This is a genomic window from Streptomyces sp. NPDC002619 (assembly GCF_042889305.1).
Classification (GTDB): Bacteria; Actinomycetota; Actinomycetes; order Streptomycetales; family Streptomycetaceae; genus Streptomyces.
Genome location: NZ_JBIAQV010000017.1, coordinates 40630 through 64631 on the forward strand (window position 1 = coordinate 40630; position 24002 = coordinate 64631).

Consider the following 24002-nt stretch of genomic DNA (forward strand, 5'->3'; position numbering starts at 1 on the left):
CCGGGACGGACCATTCAGGCCATAGTGACAGCAATCGGGAGAAAGGAGCTGACGGGGTTGCGCCGGTCGTGGCCGGGGCGCCGGGCGTCGGTCAGGAGGGAAGAGAGATCTTCGCGTCCTCGGGTTCCGGCCGGCCCTGCTGGGGCGGCTTGGGGGCGGCCTTCGGCTTCGGCTTGGGCTTGGGCGCCTTGTCGCCGGTGAACGCCTCGTACTCCTTCAGTACGTCCTCCGTCGGCCCGTCCATGCGCAGTTCGCCCCGCTCCAGCCACAGGACCCGGTCGCAGGTGTCGCGGATCGACTTGTTGTTGTGGCTGACCAGGAACACCGTGCCCGCGCTCTCGCGCAGCTCGCGGATCCGGGCCTCGGAACGCCGGCGGAAGGCCGCGTCACCGGTGGCCAGCGCCTCGTCGATGAGCAGCACGTCGTGGTCCTTGGCGGCGGCGATGGAGAAGCGCAGCCGGGCCGCCATGCCGGAGGAGTAGGTGCGCATCGGGAGGGTGATGAAGTCGCCCTTCTCGTTGATGCCGGAGAAGTCGACGATCTCGTCGTAACGCTCCTTGACCTGCTCGCGGGACATGCCCATGGCGAGGCCGCCGAGGAACACGTTGCGCTCGCCGGTGAGGTCGTTCATCAGGGCCGCGTTGACGCCGAGCAGGGAGGGCTGGCCGTCGGTGTAGATGTGGCCGTTCTCCACGGGGAGCAGTCCGGCGACCGCCTTGAGCAGCGTCGACTTGCCGGAGCCGTTGGTGCCGATCAGCCCGATCGCCTCGCCCCTGTACGCGACGAAGGAGACCTTCTTGACCGCGTGCACCTTGCGTACGCCTGCCGCCTTCTCGGTCTGCTTGCGGCGCAGCATGCGGTTGAGGGCGGCGGTGGCGCTACCGCGGCCGGCGCCGGTGCCGTTGACCCGGTAGACGATGTCGACGTCGTCGGCGATGACGGTGGGGATCCCGTCGTTCACGAAGTTGGTGGTGTCAGCCACGGCCGTACGTCTCCTCAGCCTTCCAGAAGTAGATGAAGCCGCCGACTCCGGCGACCAGGGCCCAGCCCGTGGCCGCCGCCCACACGTGCGGAGGCAGCTGGTTGGCGTGGAAGCTGTCGATCAGCGCGTACCGCATGAGGTCGATATAGACGGCGGGCGGGTTGAGCTTCAGCATCACCGTCACGATGTGCGGCAGGTGGTCCTTGCTGGTGAGTTTGTCGATGCTCCACATCACGCCGGAGAGGTACATCCAGGTCCGCAGCACGAACGGCATCAGCTGCGCGATGTCCGGGGTCTTCGCGCCCATCCGCGCCATGATCATCGAGACGCCGGCGTTGAACGTGAACTGCAGGACCAGCGCGGGCACCGCCAGCAGCCAGGAGAAGGCGATCGGCACGCCGAAGCAGAGCAGGATCACCACCAGCGCGGCCATCGAGAACAGCAACTGCTGGAGCTGCTGGAGCGCGAAGGAGATCGGCAGCGCGGCCCGCGGGAAGTGCAGCGCCCGGACGAGGCCGAGGTTGCCGGAGATCGCCCGGGTGCCGGTCATGATCGAGCTCGACGTGAACGTCCAGATGAACACGCCCGTGACCAGGAACGGGATGTAGTCCGGCACGTTGCGCTTGGTGCCGAGCAGGACACCGAAGATGAAGTAGTAGACCGCCGCGTTGAGCAGCGGGGTCATGACCTGCCACACCTGGCCGAGCTTCGCCTGGCTGTACTGCGCGGTGAGCTTGGCGGTGGAGAACGCGGCGATGAAGTGACGCCGGGCCCACAACTGCCGGACGTACTCGGGCAGAGAGGGGCGTGCGCCGCTGACGGCGAGCCCGTGCCGTGCGGCGAGCGCCGCGAGGTCGTCATCGGCCGCGGCCGGTGTCGGGGGCGGTGTGTGGAGGACCTGGCTCACATCCGCTGCTTTCGCTCGGGGGAGTGGGGGTGCGCGCGTCCGGTCGGCGGGTCCGTCATCCGGTGTTTCCTCATGCTTCACTTCACGTTTTCTTACGTCGGGACGGGACCGTATCGTCGCAACGGGAGCGTAGGCCGAGTCGGCGTCGGAACGCAACCGTTTCGTCGTGACGGATCCGATGTGGGGACGAAACCGTTTCGTTGCGGTGATCGCGGGCAGACGTTGCGACGCCACCGTCGCGGCGCAACGTGACCGGCGTCAGGACGCAACCGTTTCGTCGTAACGCCCTATGCTGGAGCGTATGACGACGAACGCCGGCGAGTCCCAGACGCGTGCGACCCGACGGGCCCCCGCCGGGGCTGCCGTGCTGCGGGAGGACGTGACCGAGGCCATCCGCGCGGCCGTCTTCGAGGAGCTCGCGTCCGTCGGGTACGCCCGGATGTCCATCGAGGGCATCGCGCGCCGCGCGGGCGTCGGCAAGACCGCCGTCTACCGCCGCTGGCGCTCCAAGCTGCACCTGGTCCTCGACGTGGTCTCGGCGGTCGCCGTGATGGGCCTGCCCACCCCGGACACGGGCTCCCTCGAGGGCGACCTGCGCCTGCTCTACGAGGTGACGTCCCGCGCGCTGCGCCACCCCGTCGCCTCGCAGATCATCCCGGACCTGCAGGCCGAGGCGGCCCGCAATCCCGAGATCGCCGAGGCCATGCAGAAGGCGCTGCGCGAGGGCCAGGAGGGCGTGGCCAGCAAGATCCTCGCGGCGGCCGAACACCGCGGCGAGGTCCGATCCGGCATCAACGCCGACCTCGCCCTGGACCTCATCTCCGGCCCGCTGTACTGGCGCTCGGTCGTCATCCGCAGCCCCAAGCTCCCCAAGGGCTACCTGGAGAGACTGACCCACGCGACGGCGGAGGCGCTCAAGGCGCTGTGAGGCGGTCGCCCAGCAGTCAGGAACGCGCCGCCTCCGGGTGCAGTCGGATCCAGCCTGCCCAGGCTGAGGTGATCATGTCCTCGACGTCGTGCTTCGTCTTCCAGCCGAGTTCGGTGGCGATGCGGTCGGCCGAGGCGACGACCCGGGCCGGGTCGCCGGGGCGGCGTGGGGTGACTGTCGGTGGGGTGTTGTAGCCGGTGATCGCGTTGATGCGGTCGATCATCTCGCGGACCGAGACGCCTTCCCCGCGGCCGATGTTGAGCGTCAGGCTCAGGCCGGGCGAGGACCGGAGGGCGCGGGCCGCGGTCACATGGGCCTCCGCCAGGTCCACCACATGGATGTAGTCGCGGACGCAGGTGCCGTCCGGGGTGGGGTAGTCGTCGCCGAAGATGCGCGGGGGCGCGTTCTCGGTGAGCTTCTCGAAGACCATCGGGATGAGGTTGAAGACGCCGGTGTCCGCCAGCTCGGGGGTGGCGGCGCCCGCCACGTTGAAGTAGCGCAGCGACGCCGTGGACAGTCCGGTCGCCCGGCCCGTCGCGCGGACCAGCCACTCGCCCGCGAGCTTCGTCTCGCCGTACGGCGACATGGGCACGCACGGCGTCTCCTCCCTCACCAGGTCGACGTCCGGCATGCCGTACACCGCCGCCGACGACGAGAACACGAAGGACGGCACCTGCGCCGCCGTCACCGCCTCCAGCAGGACGCGCAGGCCCTCCACGTTCTCCCGGTAGTAGTGCAACGGGTGGTCCACCGACTCCCCGACCTGCTTCTTCGCCGCCAGGTGGACGACGCCGGTGACGGAGTGCTCGGCGAGCGTGCGCGCCACGCGGCCGCCGTCCAGCGTCGAGCCCATCACCAGGGATACGCCCTCCGGCACGCGCTCGGCGATGCCGGTGGACAGGTCGTCGTACACCACCGCCCGCTCGCCCGCCTCGGTCATCGCCCGTACGACGTGCGCCCCGATGTAGCCGGCGCCGCCGGTGATCAGCCAGGTCATGGACGGCCGTCCCCTCGTCGGTTGGTCCGCAGTCCCCTTCAGTCAAACAGGTTCAGCGGCGCAGGCGGCGCAGGCGGCGCAGTCTTCCGCGGGCGACCGACAGGACTCCCCGTACGCCGGGCGCTCGGGGCTTGACGCTCACCGAGGGGGTGGGGGAAGGGGTGTCCGGGGCCTGGGGCCTGGTCGCGGTCTCCCGTCAGGGGGCGCTGAGCGCTCGGTGCGGAAGGAGGCCGGTGTCGGAGCGGGGTTCGGTCACGGGCGGCGCGGACTGCGCGGGCGTCGGCCGTGTGGAGCGCCACAGCCGCGTGTAGGAGAGCACGGCGGCGGACGCCAGCAGCCCGTTGCGGAGCAGCATCAGGAGGGAGCCCTGCCAGGTGCAGCGCGTGACCTCGGCGTACATCGTCGGGTAGACGACGGCGCTGACCGCAGTGGCCGCGAGCACCAGCACGGCGACCGGTCGCTGCGCGGTGTGCCGGGAGGTGAGGCACACGGCGGCCAGGCCCAGCAGCCAGACCATGTACTGCGGGCTGATGACCCGGCTGGTGACGGTGAACAGCAGGACGGCGCACAGCGCGGCGTCGAACGGCGTCGCCTCGCTCCAGCGCCGGGCCCGTACCCGCCACAGCAGCAGGAGCGCGAAGGCGACCACCGTGAGCGCGAGGGAGGCGTGCGCGACCGCGGAGACGTACGGGCCGGTGAACTCCATCGCGCCGTACCGATACCGCACCCTCCCTGGCCAGCCGGCGTGCCGCGCCAGGCTGAGCGCCGTGCCGCCCAGGGACTCGATCTGGACGCCTCGATTCCCCTGCTGTCGAAGGAAAGCCAGAGGATTGTTGAACAATGCCGCGAAGAGTGCGAAGCACGCTGCCCCTGTCACCGCCGCCCACGTCCACGACGAGCGCGTGAGACGCCCCCGCGGCGTGCCCAGCAGCACCAGCGCCGGCCACACCTTCACCAGTGCGCCCAGCGCCGCGAACGCCCCGCACGCGCGCGTGGAGCGCGACAGCGTCAGCAGGGAGACGACGGCGAGGGCTGTGACCTCCACGTCGTACCGGGCGAGCGGGATGTGCAGCAGCAGCGGCAGGCCGCCGGTCCACAGCGCCGCTCCGAGCAGGCTGCGCCCGGGCCGTGTGCCCGCCCGTACGAGTGCCACCGCGATCAACGCGTCGGCGGCGAGGGTGAGGGCCACGAACGCCTGGAAGTACGTCAGGCCCGGCAGCAGCGCCGGCGCCAGCAGCACCGCGCCGGCGCCCGGCGGGTACTGCCACAGCGTGTCGTGTGCCGGGAAGCTTCCGTGGGACAGGACGCCGTACCAGTGGAAGTACAGCCGCCACACCTCGCGCGCCACCGCGCCCCGGCCCAGGACCGGCGCGGTGTCGTGCGCGAGCAGCCACAGCATCAGGGCGCGGCCGGCCACCCAGGTGGCTGTCATGGACGCGAGGGAGAGCTGACGGCGGTTCATCACCACGGAGGGTAAGCCGCCCGGATGGTGTATCCATGCTGATACGCCGTCATTACCCGGCAAAGGTTGGCTAATCGCAAAAGATCGGGCCGTGGTGAACCGAAGGATCGGGCCGTGGTGAACATCGGGTCTCTGCTGAACCGACCGTCGAGACATCTTCGTCGTACGGCGGTCGTGGCTGTCCTCGGGATGAGCCGTGTCGGTCGTAGCGCGACCGTCGCCGTCCCGGCAGGTTTCCGTCGTACGGCAGTTGTGGCCGTCCCCGTGGGAGTGATGTCCGTGCTCGGGCTGTGGGGGGTCGACCGCGGCGGCATATGGCGCGACGAGGCCGTCACGTTCCAGGTCGCGCGGCGCACGGTGCCGCAGATCTGGCGGCTGCTGCACGGCGTGGACGCCGTGCATGGCCTCTATTACCTGTTCATACACGTGGTCCTGGCCGTCCACCCGGGCGAGGTCCTCCTCCGGCTCCCCTCGGTGTGCGGGGCGGCGGCCACGGCGGGCCTGGTCGCCGCGCTCGGCACCCGGCTGGCACGGCCGCGGGTGGGGCTGTGGGCCGGACTGCTGTACGCGGTCACACCGATGGTCGGCCACTACGCGCAGGAGGGCCGCTCGTACGCACTGGTCGCGGCCGGCGCGGCGGGGGCGACGCTGCTGCTCGTGCGGGCGACAGGCTCCGCTGTGGGGGCCGGTGGCCGGTGCTGGTGGGCGTACGGCGCTGTTCTCGGCGTCACCTGTCTGCTGCACGAGTTCGCGGTTCTGGTGCTGCTCGCCCACGCGGCGTCGCTCGCCCTCGCGCGCGTGCCGGGCCGCGTGTGGTGGGGGTGGGGCCGGGCGGCCGGGGGCGTCGTCGTGCTGCTGCTGCCGATGGTGGCCGTCTCGCAGTCCCAGTCGGCACAGCTCGCCTGGCTGCGGGCGCCCGACATGGATCGAGCTCAGGAACTGCTGCGGGCGTTCGTGGGGCCGACGTCGGGGGTGTACTGGACCTGCCTCGCGTTCGCGGCGATCGGGCTGACCCGGGTGGTGGGGCGGCGCGGGGAGCTGACGTGCGCGGGAGTCGCCGTGCCGTTGGCCGTGGTGCCGCCGGTGACGTTGATGCTCATCTCGCAGGTCGCGCCGCTGTATGTCGACCGGTATGTGCTGTACGCGCTGGCGGGAGCGCCGTTGACGGTCGCGGCCGGCGCGGACCGGGTGGCCGAGTTGCTGGGGCGCCTACGGTGGGCGGGTTCCCGCACGCCTGCCCGCGCACCGCTTCCCGCACGCTTCTCCGCCCCCCTCTTCACCCTCACCGGCACCCTCGCCATCACGTTCGCCTTCGCCCACCAGCTCCCCCTCCTCCGCGACGACCGCTCCCCCGACCACCGTCCCGACAACCTGGCCGCCGTCTCCACGGTCGCCGCCCGTGAACTGCGGCCGGGTGACCCGGTGCTGTTCCTGCCCTCACACGCGCGTGGCACGGCGCTGGCGTATCCGGCGGGGTTCCGCGGGACGCGGGACGTGGCGCTGGCGGCGCGGGCGTCGGTGTCCGGGACGCTGTACGGCACCGAGGTGGACCGGGACGTCCTGCGGCGCAGGCTCGCCGGTCTTGACCGGGTGTGGGTGGTCGCCGAGCGGTACGCCGTCGAGCCGCCCGGCCCGCGCAATCCCGTCGAGCGGCTCAAACTCGCCGTCCTGAACGAGGAGTTCGCGCTCAGCGAGCAGTCGGTGCGGCGCGGCGTGATCCTGCGCCTCTACGTCCGCCGGACGCTCGCTACAGACACTCCGGTGCTGCCCGCAGGGCCTCCGCGTCCAGCGCGGTCGTGAGCGCGTCGAGGCGCTCGCGCAGCGCGCCGATCTCCTCCAGGTCGAGGCCGGTCGCGGCGGCGATGCGGCGCGGCACCTGCAGCGCCCGCTCGCGCAGCGCCGTGCCCTCCTCGGTCAGCCGTACCTCCACGGACCGCTCGTCGCGCGTGCTGCGTTCCCGCCGGACGAGTCCGGCCGCCTCCAGCCGCTTGACCAGCGGCGAGAGCGTGCCGGAGTCGAGGCGCAGATGTTCGCCCAGCTTCTTGACCGGCAGGTCGCCCCGCTCCCACAGCACGAGCATCACCAGGTACTGCGGGTAGGTGAGGCCGAGGTCCTTGAGGACCACGCGGTAGACGCCGTTGAAGGCGCGGGACGCGGCGTGCAGGGAGAAGCAGATCTGGCCGTCCAGGCGGAGCCAGTCCGCCTCGCCGGCGGAGGCGGGAGTCGCGGAGGCAGCAGCGGCGGGAGCCGGGGCCGCGGGGGTCGGAGTGGCGGTCATGACTCAAGGATAGCTCTTGTGGGTCACTAAGTTGTACACAACTTAATTGTGTGCTCTACTTGTCGTCGTGAGGGCGGCCGAACAGGAGCCGCCGGAACGCGATACGTTGTTTTCGAGAGGGATGGTCTTCCATGGACGCGCTCTACACCGCAGTCGCCACCGCCACGCACGGCCGTGAGGGTCGCGCCGTCTCCTCCGACGGCAAGGTCGACGTCAAGCTGGCCCCGCCGGTGGAGCTGGGCGGCAACGGCGAGGGCACCAACCCGGAGCAGCTCTTCGCCGCCGGGTACGCCGCCTGTTTCGGCAGCGCCCTGGGCGTGGTCGGCCGCCAGGCGAAGGTGGACGTCTCCGACGCCGCGGTGACCGCCGAGGTCGGCATCGGCAAGCAGGGCGAGGGCTTCGGTCTGAAGGTCACCCTGCGCGTGGAACTGCCCGACACCGTGGACCAGGAGGCCGGCCGCAAGCTGGTCGAGCAGGCCCACCAGGTGTGCCCCTACTCCAACGCCACCCGCGGCAACATCGAGGTCGACCTCGTCATCGAGTGACCACAACCGTCGCTCACCTCATCGAGTGAGCCTGCCGTTCGCCATGTCCCTGCGCGGGCAGGGGCAGGCGACGGCGGACGACCGGTTCCAGGAGCAGCGGCACCCCGACCACCGGCAGCAGCCAGGCCAGCACGATCAGCCGGTTGCCCCAGATGTTGATGTCGGGGTGCCCGGCCTGGGTGAGGATCCCGGTGAACGCGGCCGCCAGCAGGAAAGCCCCGAACGCCGGCCGCCGCAGCGCGCCCCACGCCCCCGCCGCCAGCGCCGCCACGAACAACGGCTCCCACAGCTGACGTCGTGCCCACTCCAGCCAGAAGTTGCTCTCCAAGTGCAGCAGTTCGGACCACGGGTGGGCGCGGTCGGGGCCGGAGAAGTGGCTGGTGAGCAGGTCCTGGAGGCTCTCGCTCTCGGACGGGTAGTGCAGCAGCCGGGCCAGCAGCACCGTCCCCAGAGCCGCGCAGCAGCCCACGGCTGTGACCGTCACGACCCCGCGCCCCGGAGCCCGCCCGCGCCACCGTCGCCGTACGGCTACCGCCGTGCCCGCGGCGGCCACGCACAGGCCGAGGAACAGGGACTGGGAGTGCTTGACCGTGAACAGGGCGAGCAGCGAGCCGGCGACCAGCACCGCCCCGGCCCTCGCCTGCCTGGTGAGGGCCAGCGCACAGCCCCACACCACCGCCAGGGTCAGTGCCAGCATCAGGCCCTCGGTCATCGGGCGCATGGCGGTCGTGCCGCACGGCAGGACGTAGTACAGGGCCTGGCCGGTCAGCGCGAGCGGCACCGGCACGGACAGGGTGCGCAGGATCAGGAACACGAGGATCCCGCCCGCCACCGAGACGAGCACGCTCGCCAGCCACACGCCCCAGGTCACGCCGAGCACCGTGACGAACGGCAGCAGGAACACCGGATAGCCGGGCCGTACCTCGAAGATCCGCATGAAGCGCGCCGGCATGAACGGCACGGTGTGTCCGCCGGTCTGCCCGGCCGCGAGGCGCCGCTCGACCACGCCCCACTCGAAGTCCCGGCACCGCTTCGTCACCCGGCGGGTCGGGTCGGCGCCGTGGAAGTGCTTCACGTCGACGCTCTGGTTGCGGCGCGCGATCGAGGCCTCGCCCGAGCACGCCCAGTCGATGGTGGCGGCCGCGGCCTCCCGCTTGCTCGCGCCGCCCAGACTCAGCGCGTACGACACGTAGTTCTTGGAGTCGGGCGTGTCCCGGCCGGTGACGCCCGCGAGCTGGAACAGTGCGAACACGGCGGCCAGGACCAGCACCCAGGTGCGCGGCCTCATGTCGACGCCAGCAGGTCGCGGCCGGCGACCGGATCCGCCACGCCGGCGGCCTCCGGCTCCGGCATCGGCTCGCCCAGCAGCAGCGTTCGTACGACCCGCTCGGCGGCCCGCCCGTCGTCGAACTCGCAGAACCGGGCCCGGAACGCGGCCCGCAGCCGTGCCGACTCCTCGTCCCGCCACGTCCCGGAGGCGAACAGCCACGCCAACTCCCGCAGGGAGCACGACACATGGCCCGGTGCCTCGGCCGTGATGTCGAAGTAGGCGCCCCGGCTCGCGGAGTACGCCGCCCAGTCGTCGGCGTGGACGACGATCGGCCGGTCGAGGTTGGCGTAGTCGAACATCAGGGCCGAGTAGTCGGTGACCAGTGCATCGCTGGCCAGCATCACCTCCTCGACGTGCGGCTCGTCCGTCGCGTCCACCAGGACCCCGCGCCGGTGGAGCTCGGCCAGGCCGAGGCCGCGTGCCGGACCGGTCGCCAGGGTGGGGTGCAGCCGTACGACAAGGGTGCGGCCCTCGCCCAGGTCCGCGGCGAACCGGGCCACGTCCAGACGGTCCACATGGCCGCCCCGGCGGTAGTCGCGGCGGGTCGGCGCGTACAGCACGACCGTGTGGTCCTCGGGAATCCCGTGCCGGAGACGGAAGGCCGTGCCCGCCTCCGCCGGCGGCTCCACCAGCACGTCGTTGCGCGGGCTGCCGGTGCGCAGCGAGGTGAAATGGCAGGGGTAGGCCCGCTCCCACACCAGCTCGGAGTGGCGGTTGGCGACCAGGCTGTAGTCCCAGCGGTCGGCCCGGCGCAGCATGCCCGGCACGTCGACGCCGTACCGGGCGCCGGGCTTGCCCAGCAGATCGGCGCCCATGTACTTCAGCGGGGTGCCCTGATGGGTCTGGATGTGCACACTGCCGGGGCGTTTGCCCGGCGTGGCGGGCCAGTTGACGTTGTTCACGAGGAACGTCGCCCGCGCGGTGACCTCCAGAGCGCGCGGGGTGTCGGGCAGCACGTACTCGACGCCGTCCGGCAGCAGTCCCGCCTCCGCCGCCTCCTCCGGGTCCCGCACCACCCACACCCCCCGGAAGTGCGGCGCCAGCTCCCGCGCCGCGCGGTACACGGCCGCCGGGTCACCGAGCACCCCGCGGTGCGAGAACGCCGAGTACACGGCGAGCTCCGGATCCAGCGGGCGGCGCGCGTACAGCCAGGATCGGCCCCGCCTGCCCCGGCCCGCGGCTGCCGTGCGCACCTGGAGGGCCCGCCGCTCGGCCTCCCGGCCCGCCCGTGCCGTCTGCCGTCTGACCTGGTACACCGCGTACGAGCCGGTCAGCACCGCGACCTCGCCGGACACGTCGGCTCCCTCGGGTCGGTGCCTGCGGAACATCTCCGTCGTACGCCGGAAGAACTCGCCCTTGTCGGAGGGCGGCAGCCGGCCCGGCTTGGAGAGGATGTCGAGGCAGTGCTCGCCCATCTTGCGGTGCAGATGGGGCCGCCAGGTCCACAGCTCGGGGTGGTCGTCGACGAACGCGAAGACCCGCTCGTACTGCTTGTGGATGTCGAAGTGCTTGCGGCTGGTGGTGGACAGGATGTTGCCCTGGCGGCGCTGGCGGTAGTTCAGGCAGATCCGGTCCAGGGCGGCGATGCGCCGGGCGCTGAGCAGCACCGGGAACGTCCAGGGCGTGTCCTCGTAGTAGCCGGGCGGGAAGCGGAAGCCGTTCAGCTCCACGAACTCACGGCTGTAGACCTTGTTCCACACCACCATCAACAGGTCGAGGATCTGCGGTTGTTCGGCGACCGTGAAGGTGCCCTCGCCGGCCTCGGTCAGCACGTGTGCGAGCACGTTGCGGCGCGTTCCGCCCCACCAGTAGGTGCGGGCGTAGTCGAAGACCAGCACGTCGGGGTCGCTGGACTCCTCCAGCCGGTCGGCGATGGCGCCCAGCGCGCCCGGGGTGAGGGTGTCGTCGCTGTCGAGGAAGAAGAGGTAGTCGCCGCCGGCGTGCGGCAGCCCGGCGTTGCGGGCGCGGCCCAGGCCGACGTTCTCCGGCAGGTGCAGCACCTTCACGCGCGGGTCGCGGTCCGCGTACTCGTCGAGGATCGCGCCGCTGCCGTCCGGCGAACAGTCGTCCACGGCGATCAGCTCGAAGTCGCCGAAGGACTGCGCCAGAACGGAGTCGAGGCACTCGCGCAGGAAGCCCTGCACCTTGAAACAGGGGACGATGACGCTGAAGCGGGGCACGGCTCGGTCAGCTCCTCACGAGGGTCGCTGCGGCGGGGGCGGGGACGCGCTCCGCGAGCGGGAGCACGGGTGGCAGCGCCTCCGGCGGCTCGCCGAGCAGCACCCGCCGTACGACGCGCTCGGCGGCGCGCCCGTCGTCGAACTCGCAGAACCGCTCCCGGAACGCGGCCCGCAGCGCCGTGGACTCCGCTCCCGCGTACGAGCCGTCGCGGAACACGCGCGCCAGCTCTGCCGGCGTGCGCGCCACCGGCCCCGGCGGCTCGGCCGGCAGGTCGAAGTAGACGCCCCGGGTCTCCCGGTAGACCTCCCAGTCGTCGGCGTACACGATGATCGGCCGGTCGAGGTTGGCGTAGTCGAACATGATCGACGAGTAGTCCGTGATCAGCGCGTCCGCGGCCAGGCACACGTCCTCGGAGGAGCGATGCGCGGTGACGTCGATGATCCGGCCGCTGCTCTTCGCGCGCCCGAGGTCGTAGAAGTAGTGGGCGCGCAGCAGGACGACGATGTCCTCGCCGGCCGCCGCGCAGAAGGCCTCCAGATCGAGGCCCGGCTCGAAACCGGTGTGGTGGTCGCGGTGGGTGGGGGCGTACAGGACGGCCGTACGGCCCTCGGGGACGCCGAGTTCGCGACGGATGCGGGCCACGTCGTCGGCGGTCGCCGTGTAGTACACGTCGTTGCGCGGATAGCCGTACTCCAGCGCCTCGTACCGGCCGGGGAACGCGCGTTCCCACATCTGGGTGGAGTGGCGGTTGGCGGAGAGGTTGAAGTCCCAGCGGTCGACGCGGCCCAGCAGCTTGGTGAAACTGCCCGTCTGGGCGGCCACCACGGGGTACGTCGACTGGTCCACGCCCATCGTCTTCAGCGGGGTGCCGTGCTGGGTCTGTACGTGCACGCTGCCCGGCCGCTTGACGACGTCCTCGGCGAAGTTGGCGTTGTTGATCAGGTACGTGGCCCGCGCGAGCACCTCCCAGTAGCGGCGGCTGCCGATCACCGCGTACTCGACGCCGTCCGGCATCGCGTGCGCCTGGTCCGCCTCGACGAGGAACACCGAGCGGATGTGGGGGGCGAGTTCACGGGCCTTGGCGTGGATCGCGGCGGGGTTGCAGGCGTAGCCGCGACCCCAGTAGGCGCAGTACACGGCCAGGTCGGGGTCGAGGGGGCGGCGCAGCTCGCGCCGGTAGAGGAAGCGGGTGCGCAGCATGCGGGTGCCTTGCAGGCGTTCGGCCGCACTGGTCGCCCACTGGTTGGCGCCCCGCAGCGCGCGGAACGCCGTGTACGCCCCCGCGGCCAGCAGCAGGTGCTGCACGCCCAGACGGCCGCCCGGCACCGGGTAGCCGTTCGGCCGGTGGCGCCGGTAGAGCCGGCTCGCCAGGCGGAAGAAGGCACGACGGTGCCCGGGGGCCAGCCGATCGGGCCGCGAGGCCGTCTTCAGCACGACGGCGAAGAGCTGCTCGAACAGCGCCCGCGACCGCTCGACGGAGATGCCCTGTTCGGCGGCCCGGGTCAGCACACGGGCCACCTGGTCGAGAAGTTCGTGGTGATGCGCCCCCGGCAGGTTCAGCCGGCTGCCCTGTCGCCGCAGTCGGTGCCGTACCAGGACCGAGCGCAGTACGGCGACCCGCTCGGCGGCGAGCGTGGTCAGGCCGGCCCAGCCGAGGTCCGTGAAGTTGCCGTCGGGGAAGGCCAGTTCGTGCTCGGTGACGAAGGAGCGGCGGTGGGCGGCGCTCCACGCCGGGAACGGCACACCGGTGAGCTGGGGCGCCCGACCGGGGGAGAACGCCTCCTGCGGAGCTTTGGTCAGCAGCGCGGCGACGGGGTTGGTCGCCTCACCCTCCCACCAGGGCAGCCGCTCGTGCTCGTAATAGAGAACGTCCGGGTCGCCGGTCTCGGTGAGCCGTGCGTCGAGCGCCGCCAGCGCCCCGGGCAGGAGGAGGTCGTCGCCGTCGAGGAACAGCAGATACGCACCGGTCGCCGCCCGCATCCCCATGTTGCGCGCCTCGCTCAGACCGGCGGACGGCGGTGAGTGCACCGCGGTCACCCGGGGGTCCCGCTCGGCGTGACCGGCGGCGACCAGGGCCGCCGGGGAGTCGGGCGCGTCGCAGACGGGGATCAGCTCCAGGTCGCCGAAGGACTGCGTGAGGACGGAGTCCAGCGCCTGGGACAGCCGGCCCGCGACCCCATGGGACGGGACGATGATGCTGAAGCGGGGCATTCTGCTCTTTCTCGGGTGGTACGGATCTTTCTCACGGGGCGCGCGTCGTTCTCACGCGGCACGCAGCGTTCTCACGCGGCACGCGTCGTGCTCACGTAGCACGGACACGGCCGGGCCGCCCGGCCGGCCGCCAGGTGGACGGCCGGGTCGGCGTGGGCCGTGAGGGGCTGGAGGGCATCGGACCTCCCGGTAGGGGGAACGGTGTTCAGTGGCTCTCGGTGACGGGGGGAGGGCTGGAAGGGTGCGGAATGGTGGCCAGCGGAGAGCGTGCGAGCGTCGAGGCGGCCGAGGGCACCGGGTGCCGCTCGCCGAGCGGGGTGAACGCCGCGAGACGCTCCGACTCGCCCAGCACCACGTGCCGTACGACCCGCTTGGCGGCGCGCCCGTCGTCGTACGGACAGAAGCGCTCCCGGAACGCCGCCCGCAGCTGAGCCGAGCGCGAGCCGCGCCAGTGGCCGGTCGCGAAGATGTCGATCAGCTCGTCCTCGCTGCGCGCGACCGCGCCGGGCGGGAAGGTGCGCAGGTCGAAGTAGCTGCCGCGGGACGCCTCGTACGCCTCGCGGTCCTCGATGTGGACGACGATCGGCCGGTCGAGATTGGCGTAGTCGAACATGATCGACGAGTAGTCGGTGACCAGCACGTCCGAGGCGAGGCACAGGGACTCGACGCTCGGGTGCGCGCTGACGTCGATGACGCGGGCGCTCTGCGTGCTCTCGGTCAGCGGGCCGTCGTGCCAGTAGTGGGCGCGGGCCAGGATCACGAAGCGCGGGCCGAGGCGGCGCAGGACCCGGTCCAGGTCGAGGAGGGGGCGCTGGGTGCGGTGGTGGTCCCGGTGGGTGGGGGCGTACAGGATCGCCACCGTGCCCTCGGGGATGCCGAGCTGCTCGCGCAGCCGGGTCACGTCCGCCGAGGTGGCGCGCTGGAAGACGTCGTTGCGCGGATAGCCGTACTCCAGCGTCGTGTAGCGGCCGGGGTAGACACGCTCCCAGGTCAGGGTCGTGTGACGGTTGGCGGACAGGACGTAGTCCCACTTGTCGACGCCGCGCAGCAGCTCGGCGAAGTCCGTGCCGCGGGCCGCCGCCGGGCGTTCCTGGAGGTCGAGGCCCATGTGCTTGAGCGGGGTGCCGTGCTGAGTCTGCACGAAGACCTGGCCCGGGCGCTTGCGCAGGCGGCGGTCGAAGTTGACGTTGTTGACGAGGTACTTGGAGCGGGCCAGCGCCGTCCAGTAGGCGGCCGTGCCGGGACGCAGCCGGCGCGTGCCCGGCGGGACGGTGTGGTGGTATTGCGGGCCGGCGATCCAGGCCGTGCGGATGTGCTGGGCGTGGGTGCGGAACGCGGCCTCCAGCGCACCCGGATTGCAGCCGTGGCCGCGGCCCCAGTACGCGGAGAAGACGGCGCGGTCGGCCCGTACGGGGAGGCACAGCTGGATCCGGTAGTGCAGCTGGAGGGCGGCTGCCTTGAGGGCCCGGGTGAGACCGGCTGCGGCCTTGAGCGTACGGCCGCGGGCGGTGCGGGCCAGCAGCAGCGTGCGGTAGGTGCGGTGCAGGCCGCGTTGGACCAGGGAGTGCCGCAGGCGGGTGCGCAGGGTGACGGGGGCGCCCGGCGTGCGGTAGCGGCGGCAGTGGGCGCGGGCCCGGCGCAGGAACTCGGCGCGGGTGCCGCGCGGCAGCCGGTCGCGCTTGGTGAACACCGTCGAGAAGTGGTCGATCATGCGGCGGAACAACACCGGCCGCCACCGGGCGAGCTCGGGCCGTGCGTCGACGTAGGCGAAGACCCGGTCGTACTGCTCGAAGATGTCGAAGTGCTTGCGGCTGGTCGTGCCGAGGATGCTGCCTCGGCGGCGCTGCCGGTAGTGCACGCACACCCGGTCCAGCGTCGCGATGGTCTCCGCCGCCATCAGGACCGGGTAGGTCCAGGGGGTGTCCTCGTAGTAGCCCGACGGGAACGCGAACTCCGCGCGCTCGACGAACTCCCTGCGGTACGCCTTGTTCCAGGCCACCATCAGGACCCGCAGCAGTCCGGGGCGGTCCGCGAGGCGGAAGGGGGCCGGGCCCTGTTCGGTGAGCAGGGGCGTGGATTTGTCGCGCACCACCTCGCCCGTCCAGTAGGTACGCGCATGGTCGTAGACCAGGACGTCCGGCTCGCCGGTCTCCTTGATGCGGTCCGCGATCGCGCGCAGGGCGTCCGGGGTGAGGGTGTCGTCGCTGTCCAGGAAGACCAGATAGTCGCCCCTGGCCTGCGCCAGCCCCGCGTTGCGGGCGCCGCCCAGGCCCTCGTTCCGAGGCAGATGTACGGCCCGGACGCGCGCGTCGCGGGCCGCGTACTCGTCGATGATCGCCCCGCTCGCGTCCGGTGAGCAGTCGTCCACGACGATCACTTCGAGATCGGGATACGACTGCGAGAGCACCGAGTCCAGACACTCGTGCAGATACGCCTGGACCTTGTACGCGGGGACAATGACACTGAACCTGGGCAAGGGACATCCATGGGTCGGTCGACGCGGGCGTTCTGCCCGGGAACGGCCGATGGAGTGCTTTGGTTACGGTTCGTCCGGCAAATGGGGGACGCCGGGTGAACACCGAAGGGCGGGCCGGTGTCGGCCCGCCCTTCAACTGCTGTTCTTCGTACGACTACTTGACCGCGCCCGCCATCACCCCGGACACGAACTGCCGCTGGAACGCGAAGAACACGGCCAGCGGGATCACCATCGAGATGAACGCGCCGGGTGCCAGCACGTCGATGTTGTTGCCGAACTGGCGCACCTGCGTCTGCAGCGCCACCGTGATCGGCTGGGTGCCCGACTTGGTGAACACCAGCGCGACCAGCATGTCGTTCCACACCCACAGGAACTGGAAGATGCCCAGGCTCGCGATCGCGGGCCCGCCCAGCGGCATCACCACACGGGCGAACAGACGCAGTTCACCCGCCCCGTCCAGCCGGGCCGCCTCCAGCAGCTCGCGCGGGATCTCCGCGAAGAAGTTCCGCAGCAGGAACACCGCGAAGGGCAGGCCGAAGCCCACGTGGAACAGGATCACCCCGAAGATCGTCCCGAACAGGCCGATGTTGCCGAACAGTTCGGCGATCGGGATCAGCGCGACCTGCACCGGCACGACCAGCAGGCTCACCACGGCGAGGAACCACCAGTCGCGGCCCGGGAACTCCATCCACGCGAACGCGTAGCCCGCGAGGGAGCCGATGACGACCACCAGGACCGTCGCCGGGACCGTGATCAGCACCGTGTTCACCAGGGAGTTGGTGATGTCGCTGTTCTCCAGCAGCTTCTGGTAGCTGTCGAAGGTGAGTTGGGACGGCTGGGCGAACACCTTCCACCAGCCGCTGGCGCTCATGTCCTCGGGTGCGCGCAGGGACGAGATGAACAACCCGATGGTCGGCACCAGCCAGAACAGGCCGACGACGATCAGGAAGACGCGGACCAGTCCGCCGCTGAGCTTCTCCGCGATCCGCGAGCCGAGCGACTGCCTCGCCTTCACGACCTCGACGGGGGCCACCTTGCCGATGCCTTCGGCGTGCGTCGTCATCGCCGCCCCTCCCGCCTCAGCCGACGAATGTTGAACGCCATCACCGGGATCACCAGCAGCAGCAGGAACACCGCGATCGCGCTCGCGATGCCGGGCTGGCTCTCCGCGAAGCCCTTGCGGTACAGCTCCAGGGCCAGCACGTTCGCGTCGTCCTGCGAGGAGCCGGGCGCGATGATGAAGACCAGGTCGAAGACCTTGAGCACGTTGATCATCAGCGTGACGGTGACGACCGCGAGGACCGGTGCCAGCAGCGGCACCGTGACCTTGCGGAACACCTGCCATTCGTTCGCCCCGTCGACCCGCGCCGCCTCCAGGAGCTCCCGGGGCACGCCCGCGAGACCGGCCGCGATCAGCACCATCGCGAAGCCCGCCCACATCCAGACGTACGATCCGATGATGGCCGGCGTGACCAGCGAGGGGCCGAGCCAGTCGACGCCGTTGTACGGCGCCTTGAAGTTGCTTGCCGGGAGCCGGAGCTGGGCCCCGTCGGCTGAGGCCGGCAGGGTGAACGTGCCGTCGGCGGCCGCCTTCGCCGAGGCCACCACCTTGCCGTCCTTCACCGCCTCGATCTTCATGCCGGGGTAGCCGAGCTCGGACGGGTCGGGGGCGCCGAGCCTGCCCACGCCCTTGCCGCGCGTGAAGTCCTGCCAGGTCGTACCGGTGATCTTCCCCGGGTCGGCCTTCGCCGCCGCGGCCGGCTTCGCGCCGGACGGCATCTGGTCGGGGGCGACGCCCACGAGCGGCAGGGTGACGGTCTGCCCGGTGTGGACCGCGGCCGACGTGATGAACCCGCCCGAGTCCGGCTTCAGCGGCGACTCGCGGCCCGGGTGCGCCTTCGGGAACGCCGACGACTGGGCGAACGTGTCGTGGACGCCCACCCACACGGCGTTCGCGACGCCCTTGTCCGGGTCCTGGTCGTAGACGAGCCGGAAGATGATCCCGGCCGCCAGCATCGAGATCGCCATCGGCATGAAGACGACCAGTTTGAACGCCGTTCCCCAGCGCACCCGTTCGGTCAGCACCGCGAAGATCAGACCGAGGGCGGTGGAGACCGTCGGCGCGAACACCACCCAGATGATGTTGTTCTTCAGGGCCGTACGGATGCCGTCGTCCGTGAAGAGGGCCTTGTAGTTGTCGACTCCGGAGAATCCGTCGCCCGAGGCGTTGTAGAAGCTGCGGACGATCGAGTACCCGATCGGGTAGACCACGAGCGCGCCCAGCAGCACGAGGGCGGGCAGCAGGAAGAGCGCTGCCACGGTCCTGCGGGTGCCGGTCACGCTCTTGCGCTTGCGGGGCGCGACGGGCGCGGGTGAGGCGCCCGCCGCCGCGGCCGACGTCATCGCCGGACCGCCCCTCGTCCGTGGAGTGCGGTGCGTGCGGTCATCCGGGGATCAGCTCCCGCTGCCGTACGCCGCCGCCGCGTCCTTCTCCAGCTTCGCCTGGGTGCCCGCGACGTCCTTCGGGTTCTTCAGGAAGTCCTGGAGGTCCTTCCACTCGCCCTTGCCGGGCGTGCCGCCGAAGGCCTGCGGGGCCTGGTCCGACATGTCGAAGCGGAAGTCGTCGCCGGAGGCGATCAGCGCCTTGGCGATCGTGCGCTGCACCTCGTTCGGGTACGCCGAGTTCGGCACGTTCTTGTTCGGCGAGAGGTAGCCGCCCAGCTTCGCCTGGATCGTCGCCGCGTCCGGGGAGGCCAGGAAGGTGGCCAGCGCCTGGGCCGCCTTGGAGTCCTTCAGGATCACGGCCGCGTCGCCGCCGGAGACGACCGGCGCGGTCGAACCCACCGTCGGGAACGGGAACGCCTTCGCGTCGGTGCCCACCTTCGCCTTGGTCTCACCGATGTTGACCTGCACGAAGTCGCCCTCGTAGACCATGGCCGCCTTGGGCTGGTCGCCGCCGGTGAAGGTCTGGGTGACCGAGGCCGGGAACTCCGTCTGCAGCGCGCCGTCCGCGCCGCCCGCGACATAGTCCTTCTTGCCCCAGACCTGGGCGAGCGTGGTGAGCGCCTCCTTCACGGAGGGGTCCGTCCACTTGATCTTGTGCTGGGCGAGCTGGTCGTACTTCTCCGGGCCGGCCTGGGAGAGGTAGACGTTCTCGAACCAGTCGGTCAGGGTCCAGCCGTCGGCGCCGCCGACGGAGAACGGGGTGACACCGGAGTCGTAGACCGCCTGCGCCGCCGTCAGCAACTCCTGCCAGGTCTTCGGCTCCTTGGCGCCCGCGTTCTCGAAGGCCTGCGCGTTGTACCAGACCAGCGACTTGTTGGCGGCCTTGTAGTAGACGCCGTACTGCTTGCCGTCGACCTTGCCGATGTCCTGCCAGCCCTGCGAGTAGTTCTTGGCCAGCTCCGCCTGCGCCTCGGCGCCCAGCGGCTTCGCCCAGTTCTTCTCCACGGCCTGTTTGATCGCGCCGGGCTGCGGGAGCAGCGCGACGTCCGGCGGCTGGCCGCCCGCGATCTTCGAACCGAGGAAGTTGATGATCGGGTCCTGCGCCGGCACGAAGGTGACCTTGGCGCCGGTCCGCTTCTCGAACTCCGCGAGAACCTTCTTGAAGTTGGCCTGCTCGCCGCCGGTCCAGACGGCGGCGACCTCCAGGTTCGCCCCGTTCAGCTTGGGGAGGGTGACGGTGCTGCCCGATTCGGTGGCGGTGCTGCCGCCCCCGTTGTCCTTCTTGTTGTCGTTGCTGCCCCCGCAGGCGGTGAGCACGAGCGCTCCCGCGAGGAGGGCCACGCAGGTGGTGACGGCCCTGTTTGTCCGGATGGTGCTGCTGTTGCTCCGCATCACTGCCCCGTTCTTCGTTCTTCGTCGAACGTCCGAGCGCTGTCCCGTGCGGTCCGGTGTATGCCCGGTGACTTGACTGCGGCAAGAGCGCCTGCGCGAGTTACCGGGAGATCGTGACCGGCTCGTGATCAGTGGCCTCAAACGCCGGACACACGGAGAAGTTTCAGAGGAGCGAGGGTATGTGGGTCGCCGACACCTCTCTCGCCGCTCGTTCCACCGCGCTCGCCAGGAGTGCCAGGTCCGTGGGGCCGTTGCCCAGTTCGCGTACCGGGCGGCGGGTCGGGGGGTCGCCCATGCGGTGCCAGTCCAGGGGGACGACCGTGGGGCGCTGGGTCGCCGTGCGTGGGATACGGCTCGTCACGCGGCCCCCCTGGAACGCGGTGACGCGTCCGTCCGCCGAGGTCAACCGCCCACGCCCGGGCGCCGGTTCCTCCGGTCCGGGGGTCGGGGCGTCCAGGGCGACGCGGAGGGTGGCCTGTCGTGCCGGTTCCGTCTCCGCCGTACGGCCGCCGACGCCGGCCGCCGCGACCAGGTGGACGCCCAGCCGGTCGCCCTCCTTGGCCACCGCCTCCAGGGCCCGCATCACGGAACCCGCGGCCGGCCGGCCCGGCGAACCGAGCGCGGGGGAGACCAGCGCGTCCAGGTCGTCCACGACCACCACGAGCCGGGGCAGCGGCGGCGCCGCCTCCGTCCGCTGAGGGGCGCTCGCCGACGGCCGCAGCCGCAGCGTCGAACTGGGCGGTGACTCGATGTCCCCGCTGCCGCCCGCGGCCGGCCGGCCCGTCGCCGTGCGTGGCACGACGAACCGGCCCGACAGCTCGCGGTGCGCGTGCCACTCGGCGAAGCCGGTCCGCCCGAGCAGTTCCGCGCGCCGCTTCAGCTCGGCGCTCAGGGACTGCGCGAACTCCCGCATCCGCACGGGGTCGTTGGCGGTCAGGTGGGTGGTGACATGCGGTATGTCCGTGCAGACCCGCAGCCCTTCGCCGTGCCCGCCGACCGTACCGACGCCGTCCCGGCCGTCGATCAGGACGACGCCCAGGCGGTCGGGGCGCTCGGCCGCAGCCAGCGAGGCGACCAGGGCCCGCAGCAGCTCCGTACGGCCGCTGCCGGGCGGCCCCTCGATCAGCAGATGCGGCCCCTCGGCCACCAGGTCGGCACAGAGCGGGCCGCGCGGCCCGGCGCCCAGCACGGCCCAGGCCCGCCCGCCGAGCGACTCCCCGTCGTCGGCCGCGTCCGCCCAGCGCGCCATCAGCGAGGCCGGAGTGGCCCGCGCGAGCCCCAACTCGTCCAGCAGACGCGCCGACTGGGGCAGCGGCGTGGCCACACGCGGGTGTCGCTCGCCGCCGGTGCCGTCCGTGCGCAGGGGTGCCATCGCCCGCGCGAATCGCTCGGCCCAGGCGGGGGAGACGGCGTCGACGGCCGCGACCGTACCCGGACCGATCGGGCCGGCGGGCGCGACGCGCATCAGGTGCAGCGCGGTAGCGACGTCCCCGCCGAGCAGCGCCACGGCTCCGCACGCGCGGAACGTCGGCGCCACCGCGCACGCCGCCTCGTACGTCTCCGTCACCGGCGACGACGGGGAGGCGGGCGCCGTCTCGGCGAGGCACAGGACGTGCACCCCGGCCCGCGGCCCCTCGACCGCGAGCCGCGCCACCTCGTCCCGCAGGGAGGCGCCGCCCGGGTCGCCGTCCACCACGACGACCGTGTACGGCCCGGGGAAGCCGCCCGTGGCGTCCGCACCGGCATCGGCGCGAGGGCGTTGTTTCTCGCCGGGTGCGCTGTGCCGTAGCGCGGTCCCCTCCGCCGCCTGGTCCTCAACGCGGCGCAGCAGCTCCTCCGTGCGGGCCGCGGCCTGCTCGCGGTCGTAGGCGAGCAGCAGTCGGCAGTCCTGGCCGTGGCTTGGACGCAGATGCGGCAGCCAGCCGAGCCAGGACCACTCTGCGGTGCGCTCCTCGAGCGGGCGGGCGCGGTCCGCGCTGATCAGCACGATCTCCAGCGCGTCGGGGGAGTGCAGCGCGGCGAGCTGCGCCAGCACCGCGTGCGCCAGGCCGGACAGCCGCGCGCGGGGCCCGGCCAGGCCCAACGACCCGGCCTCGCGCAGATCGGCGGTGACCGGGACGGCGGGCAGCAGGCCCGAGCCGTCCGGGGCCGTCCGGTCCGCCGTACCCAGCCGGACCGTGAGCGTCTCCGGGTGATCCGGCCCGCGCTCCCACAACCGGGGGCCCGGTCCCAGCGCCGTCAGCAGCAGCGCCGCCGGGTCCGGCCAGGTCTCGGGCAGCTGCGGGCCGCCCGCTGCGGGCATGCCGGTGCCGTTGACACCGTCCGCGCCGTACGCGTGGCGGCCGGGCGCCGACGCTTCCCCGCGTCCTCCGGCCAGCCGCCGCGCCCAGGCCCCGATCCCGCCGCGCCTGCGCACGCCCGGAGGGATGTCGGTGCCTCGGAGGGGGGTGCCTTTGCGGGTGCTGCCGGTGCCGGTGTCGCTGCCTGCGTCCGCGCCGTGGTGATCGCCGTACGCGTGCGTGCCGTACGGGCCGCCGTCCGGTGCGGTGTCGTGTGCTGCCGTACTGGACGCCGAGGTGCCGGAGCCGAAGCGGCCTCCGTGGGTGTCCCCGCTGTTCCCGCCGATGCCCGTGGTCGTCGTCGTGGCTCCGCGCGGTCCCGGGATCCCGCCCGGCATCCCGCCCCGGCTCTCGATCCGCGGTGCGCCGCCCTGGCCCGGTACGACGGGCGGTTCCATCGGCCCGTGCTCCTGCGCCTGCGCCGCCCAGTTCCCCGTGCCGTACGCATGGTGCGTGGGCCCGGCTGACGCGTCCACGCGCGCGTGCCCCGCCGTACCCGGGCCCGACCCGGCCGCGCCACCTCCGCCGTACGCACCTTCGGCCCCGGACCCGTCGCCCAGGGCGCCGTCCGCACTCCCGGCATCGTCGCTGTCCCCGCCCCCCGGCGTCACGCGCACGCACCCCTCGCCGTCGGGCGTCGTCTTCACCCGGGCCCCCGGACCCCCGGACGGCGTAAGCCGCAGGGCCGATTCACCGATGCGCAGCAGCGCGCCCGGAGTGAAGCGGATCGGGCGGTCGCCCACGCGTGTGCCGTCCAGCGCCGTGCCGTTCGTGGAGCCGAGGTCGGCGACCGAGACGCGGCCGTCGGCGGCCACCGTGACCGCGCAGTGCAGCCGGGAGACGTCCGGGTCGTCGAGCGGGACGTCGGCGTCGGCGGACCGGCCGATGGTGATGCTGCCGCCGTGCAGCAGGTGGACCCCGCCCGCGTCCGGGCCCGCGACCACGTGCAGCCGGGTCGGGGCGTCGTCCAGCTCGGGATGCGGCTCCGGCGCGGCGGGCGCGCCCAGGGACAGCACGGCGCCGTCGACCAGCGGGGGCTCGCCGAGCGTGCAGTGGCGGGCGTCCAGGCGCTCCGTGCCCGCGTAGAGCACGACCGGGGAGCCGCCCTCCCGGCCTGCTTCCGGGCTCCCGGCGACCGCCGAGGCGAGCCCCGAGGCCACCGCCGCCAGGGCCGTGCCGGTGGGCGCCGTGACCAGCACGTCGCGGCTCGCGACGCGACCCCGCTGCGGGGGCGGGCCCAGCGGGTCTACGACGGTCAGCCGGATCTGCATCGGCGTCAGCGGTCCCTTCTGCGCGGGCGCGGACTTCCCCCCACCCCACGAGCACGTCGGCCAGTACTGCAGGCATCCTCGCACCTGTCACTGACAACACGCCCGCGGCCCGGTGGTAAGTGATCTTGATTGGTCGGCTCTGCCCCTAAAAATGCCTGACCAGGACCGTACTGACGACCACTTGAGATCGGTCATGTCAGGCTTCGGCAACCAGGAGACCGAGGTGAGCGTCTTTCCTTCGAACATGCTCGGGAAGCC

The 24002-nt window shown here is 72.0% G+C and carries 16 protein-coding genes; 3 read left to right on the forward strand and 13 right to left on the reverse strand.

Annotated elements, in window-relative coordinates:
- Positions 1–91: 91 nt before the first annotated feature.
- Entirely contained in the window at positions 92–982 is an 891-nt protein-coding gene (locus ACFYXB_RS25080) for an ABC transporter ATP-binding protein (protein ID WP_389586151.1), read from the reverse strand.
- Positions 975–1889 carry an ABC transporter permease gene (locus tag ACFYXB_RS25085; RefSeq protein WP_351347963.1) on the reverse strand — a complete coding sequence of 305 codons (915 nt, stop codon included), beginning with the start codon at positions 1887–1889 and terminating at the stop codon, positions 975–977. The genes ACFYXB_RS25080 and ACFYXB_RS25085 overlap by 8 nt, the downstream gene beginning before the upstream one ends.
- A gap of 301 nt (positions 1890–2190) precedes the next feature.
- Here ACFYXB_RS25085 and ACFYXB_RS25090 point away from each other — a divergent pair, with 301 nt between their 5' ends.
- On the forward strand, positions 2191–2817 hold the full coding sequence (locus tag ACFYXB_RS25090; protein WP_351347961.1) for a TetR/AcrR family transcriptional regulator: 627 nt from the start codon (positions 2191–2193) through the stop codon (positions 2815–2817).
- A 16-nt stretch (positions 2818–2833) separates the two neighbouring features.
- On the opposite strand, the gene galE is transcribed toward ACFYXB_RS25090, so the two are convergent.
- Positions 2834–3814, reverse strand: coding sequence for a UDP-glucose 4-epimerase GalE (galE, locus tag ACFYXB_RS25095; protein ID WP_351347959.1), 981 nt, complete (start codon positions 3812–3814; stop codon positions 2834–2836).
- Positions 3815–4010: 196 nt separating this feature from the next.
- A complete protein-coding gene (locus ACFYXB_RS25100) occupies positions 4011–5276 on the reverse strand; it encodes a glycosyltransferase 87 family protein (protein WP_389586156.1) in 1266 nt (421 codons plus the stop codon).
- A gap of 189 nt (positions 5277–5465) precedes the next feature.
- On the opposite strand from ACFYXB_RS25100, the gene ACFYXB_RS25105 reads away from it, so the two are divergent.
- Entirely contained in the window at positions 5466–7076 is a 1611-nt protein-coding gene (locus ACFYXB_RS25105) for a hypothetical protein (RefSeq protein WP_389586159.1), read from the forward strand.
- Here ACFYXB_RS25105 and ACFYXB_RS25110 read toward each other — a convergent pair.
- Positions 7024–7554 (reverse strand): MarR family winged helix-turn-helix transcriptional regulator, encoded by a 531-nt coding sequence (locus ACFYXB_RS25110; RefSeq protein ID WP_389586161.1) that lies wholly within the window; start codon positions 7552–7554, stop codon positions 7024–7026. The two genes, ACFYXB_RS25105 and ACFYXB_RS25110, sit on opposite strands and share 53 nt — an antisense overlap.
- 131 nt (positions 7555–7685) lie before the next feature.
- Here ACFYXB_RS25110 and ACFYXB_RS25115 point away from each other — a divergent pair, with 131 nt between their 5' ends.
- The gene (locus ACFYXB_RS25115) at positions 7686–8099 is read left to right on the forward strand and encodes an organic hydroperoxide resistance protein (RefSeq protein ID WP_351347954.1); all 414 of its coding nucleotides are present in this window, start codon (positions 7686–7688) and stop codon (positions 8097–8099) included.
- A 13-nt stretch (positions 8100–8112) separates the two neighbouring features.
- On the opposite strand, the gene ACFYXB_RS25120 is transcribed toward ACFYXB_RS25115, so the two are convergent.
- From ACFYXB_RS25120 to ACFYXB_RS25155, 8 genes are all read right to left on the reverse strand, one after another.
- Positions 8113–9387 (reverse strand): hypothetical protein, encoded by a 1275-nt coding sequence (locus ACFYXB_RS25120; protein ID WP_389586163.1) that lies wholly within the window; start codon positions 9385–9387, stop codon positions 8113–8115.
- Positions 9384–11609: a CDP-glycerol glycerophosphotransferase family protein gene (locus ACFYXB_RS25125; protein WP_389586166.1), complete on the reverse strand. Its 2226-nt coding sequence runs from the start codon at positions 11607–11609 to the stop codon at positions 9384–9386. Before ACFYXB_RS25125 ends, ACFYXB_RS25120 begins: the two co-directional genes overlap by 4 nt.
- Positions 11610–11616: 7 nt before the next feature.
- Complete coding sequence (locus ACFYXB_RS25130; RefSeq protein ID WP_389586168.1) at positions 11617–13821, reverse strand: CDP-glycerol glycerophosphotransferase family protein; 2205 nt, start codon at positions 13819–13821, stop codon at positions 11617–11619.
- Between the two features lie 205 nt (positions 13822–14026).
- Positions 14027–16297: a CDP-glycerol glycerophosphotransferase family protein gene (locus ACFYXB_RS25135; RefSeq protein ID WP_389586170.1), complete on the reverse strand. Its 2271-nt coding sequence runs from the start codon at positions 16295–16297 to the stop codon at positions 14027–14029.
- A gap of 154 nt (positions 16298–16451) precedes the next feature.
- On the reverse strand, positions 16452–17360 hold the full coding sequence (locus ACFYXB_RS25140) for a carbohydrate ABC transporter permease (RefSeq protein WP_351347944.1): 909 nt from the start codon (positions 17358–17360) through the stop codon (positions 16452–16454).
- A complete protein-coding gene (locus tag ACFYXB_RS25145) occupies positions 17357–18700 on the reverse strand; it encodes a carbohydrate ABC transporter permease (protein WP_389586172.1) in 1344 nt (447 codons plus the stop codon). Before ACFYXB_RS25145 ends, ACFYXB_RS25140 begins: the two co-directional genes overlap by 4 nt.
- Positions 18701–18751: 51 nt before the next feature.
- Positions 18752–20134, reverse strand: coding sequence for an ABC transporter substrate-binding protein (locus tag ACFYXB_RS25150; protein ID WP_389586175.1), 1383 nt, complete (start codon positions 20132–20134; stop codon positions 18752–18754).
- A gap of 163 nt (positions 20135–20297) precedes the next feature.
- A complete protein-coding gene (locus tag ACFYXB_RS25155) occupies positions 20298–23744 on the reverse strand; it encodes an FHA domain-containing protein (protein ID WP_389586178.1) in 3447 nt (1148 codons plus the stop codon).
- Positions 23745–24002: the final 258 nt, after the last annotated feature.